Raw genomic sequence first — 3325 nt, 5'->3', positions numbered from 1 at the left:
GATGACGAGCAGGGGAGCGGCCGTTGCTCCGGTCACGGCACGTATGTTGAGCGTCGCCTCGCGTGGAGAGCCGGGGTCACCCGTCATGGTCATGACCGACAAACCGGCCACCTGACCGGCCAAGGCTTGGTCGACGGTGGTTGTGGGCAGCTTTATGAGGTCGTCGCCCTTGATAACTTCGATACTGCTGGTAAGCGATGACTTCTTCTGAGTGCCGTAACCTACGACCACAAGCTCATCGAGCATTTTCTCATCCATGTTGAGTTTCACCGCCACGGCATGGCCCGGAACGACCGTGTACTTGGTTTCCTTGAGGCCGATGGCCGATACCACGATCGTACCTTTGCCCTTTGGAAGGGATATAGAGAAGTTTCCATTGGTGTCAGTGACGCCGGCTACCTTGCCGTCGCCGGTCTTTACAACGGCTCCTATCACGGGTTCGCCCTTGTCATCGACCACATGTCCCTTGACGGTTTGCTGCTGGGCCATGACCGAGGAGGCCGCTGCCAACAGCAAGCACAGTAGAAATAGCTTAACTTTCTTCATAAGATTAAAACTTGAAATGATATAATGAAGGTTCTCTCAACGAGGAAGCCAACGCCCGAAAGCAGGCGTTGGCCTTCGTATTATTTAAATAATTGGGCAATCTTCAGGAGCTGATACTCATAGAAATTGCGTGTGGTGGCATTGCCGGTGGCCCGCTTCTGTCGGTAGAGGGCCTCTACTTTCTTGAGCTGACGCAGCATGAGGGGCTTGTAAATGTCTTCCTTCAACGGCGGCAAATTGTAGTTGATGCGCACGAAAGAGGTGTGGGCGTCGGCATATTCGCAAGGAAGCTCGGGGGCGTTGAGCATTTGTTGCAGGTCGAACGTGGGCTCCGTGTCGACGCCGAGCAACTTCTTCGACGATGACTCGGCCTTAACGCCGCTGCTCTTCACGAAGAAATCGAGGGCGGTACGCTGCATTTCCATGTCGGCTTCGGTGAGAGCGGCACCCCGGAGGGTAGGTCCGAACACCTCACGGAAGGCGTCGGCCGTGTATTGGTCAAGGCTGTAGTTGCGTGACGGAGCCAGTTTGTGGCCCTCATCGATACGCTGCATGACGGTACTTCCGTAAATCGAGGAGATGATAGGGCGTATAAAGTTGGTGTTTATCTCATCGGGGCGGTCGAACTTCAGCAGCAATTGCTGTGGGCAGAGCCAAGAGCGATAGGTACGACCTTGGTTTACAAGCCAGCGCATGGCCTTTTGCTGGGTGGCCCGGTCGAGATATTCCTTGCCCAAACGGCCGTCGCCCTGACGTACTTCGTGGTAAATGACGCCACCCATGTAGGGCAATACGTGGCCCAAATGGCGTGCGTACTGATTGACAATGCTCTTATAGGAGTTTTGCATGGCGTCATAGTTCTCGCCGCGTTGGGCCGTCCACTGTTCCAAGTTCTTCATAATGAGTTTCAAGTTGCTGATGGCGTAGTTGCCGGCCCTGATGTGATCATCGCCCAAATCTTCGGTTTGGTCGCTCACATCCACCGTGCCAAACACCTGCTGGGCGCCAAACTCGTACATCGGATCATTGGCCTTTTCGGCTATCCAGCGGTTAAGCGTGGGCACTTCGTCCTTCGATGAGCGGGTATCCTTGATGAGGCGGTAGCCCCACTTGATGGCGTTGATGTCCTCAATGCCGAGGATGGGCGGTGTCATTTTCACGCCTCGCTCCATGTCGCCGGGCTGAGCCACGAAGTTATTGCGGGCATAATCCATGATACTTGGCGTGGTTCCGTACTTCTGTGTGAAGGAAGGACTGCGCAGGGAGTCGACGGGGAAGGAATAGCTGGCCCCCATGTTGTGCATCAAACCGAGCGTATGGCCCACCTCATGGCTCGTAACGTAGCGCATGGATTCACGCATCAAGTCGTCGTCGAACACCTTTTTATGGGTGCGATAGTCCACGGCGCCGGTCTGAACGAAGCGCCAATCGTGGAGTAGCGATACCACATTGTGATACCAAATGACATCGGCCGTCAGAATTTCGCCCGTTCGTGGGTCGACGTAACTGGGCCCCATGGCGTTCGCTGTTTCCGTAACGGCATACTTGATACAACTGTATCGCATGTCGTCGGGGTCGAAGTTGGGGTCGTTTTTAGGATAATCGCGGGCTACGATGGCGTTTTTGAAGCCGGCAGCCTCGAACGCTTGGTTCCAATCCATTACGCCTTGTTTCACTGTTTCGCGCCATTTGGCGGGGAAAGCCGAGTCTACATAGAACACGATAGGCTGCTTGGGCTCCACCAATTGGCCGGCGAAGTATTTGTCTATCTCGTCGTCCTTGGGCTCCAAACGCCAGCGATGGATAATCGATTCCTCCTCCACACGGTCGGCCGAGGACGAATATATCTTCTTATCGGTCATGAAATAACCTACCCGGTTGTCATGAATACGGGCCCGCATGAGCGTCTTTGGCGCCACGAAGAGCGACCGGTGCATCTGAACCGTGTAGGGTTGGTTGCTCGACGATAGGTCGAACGACAGATTGGTCTTTATTTCTACGTTGTAGGGAAAGGCCTTCACCTCGGTTATTCCCGACGCCTCGGAGTTAAAACTGCCCTTGAGGCTCTTGCTACCGCCCATCATCATCTCGAGCGGATTATCGGGTTTCATGGGTGAAAGCATTTTATCGTTGCCGCCAAAGAGCGACGTCACGTCGATGAGTACACGCCCTTTCTTCTTCGCTGTCACCTTAAACGCCTTGAGAATAGGGTCGGAGAAGTTGCTCTTAAACGACGAGGCGATGGGGTCGGTGGGGTTTACGACGGCCGTATTCTGCACCTTATACATGTAAACCTTTATGCTATCGGTGGCAAAACGCACGAGCATGGGACTGCTCACCATTTGTCCTGCCACGTAGTCGTGGGTGTTGCTGGTGCGCGCCACGCGGTTGCTGAGTATGTAATCTTGGTTAAAAACCGAGTCGGGAAGCTCGAAGAACAGTTTACCTTCCTTATTCAGATGGAGCGTAAACATGCCTTTGTATTGTTTGGAGTCCTTCAGTGCCTTGCTCCAATCATCGGTCTTGGCAGTCAGCAGTGCCGCTGCCGCATTCTTCTTTTTCTTCTTTGCCGTGCTCTGCAATGGGCAAAGGAGTCCCATTACGACAAATCCCAATAGAATTTTTTTCATAAATTAATAGATTACTGAATGATATAACGGTTACAAATATACAAAAATAAAAGTAAAAAACTTTTAATACTGAATAATAATACTTTTATTTCGGAATAATATGCGATAACTGTTCGTAAAATCATTAATATCTGTTGGAACAGAGCCTA

General features: G+C 52.4%; 2 protein-coding genes. Both read right to left on the bottom strand.

Translation table 11 applies throughout. The features are described from left to right. A partial coding sequence (locus tag VIR50_RS01435; protein WP_331933369.1) for a carboxypeptidase-like regulatory domain-containing protein occupies positions 1-546 on the bottom strand: 546 nt, incomplete at its 3' end. An 80-nt stretch (positions 547-626) separates the two neighbouring features. Further along, positions 627-3176 carry a zinc-dependent metalloprotease gene (locus tag VIR50_RS01430; RefSeq protein WP_331933368.1) on the bottom strand — a complete coding sequence of 850 codons (2550 nt, stop codon included), beginning with the start codon at positions 3174-3176 and terminating at the stop codon, positions 627-629. Between the last annotated feature and the right edge of the window lie 149 nt (positions 3177-3325).

The sequence above is a fragment of the Prevotella sp. genome (assembly GCF_036570325.1).
Taxonomy (GTDB): domain Bacteria; phylum Bacteroidota; class Bacteroidia; order Bacteroidales; family Bacteroidaceae; genus Prevotella.
The sequence above is the reverse complement of the archived record's forward strand: the minus strand, read 5'-3'. Positions and strand labels throughout refer to the sequence as shown.

What these genes read in the sequence shown, in the direction of transcription:
- VIR50_RS01430 (WP_331933368.1), bottom strand. Translation starts at nt 3,176, where the DNA reads ATGAAAAAAATTCTATTGGGATTTGTCGTAATGGGACTCCTTTGCCCA.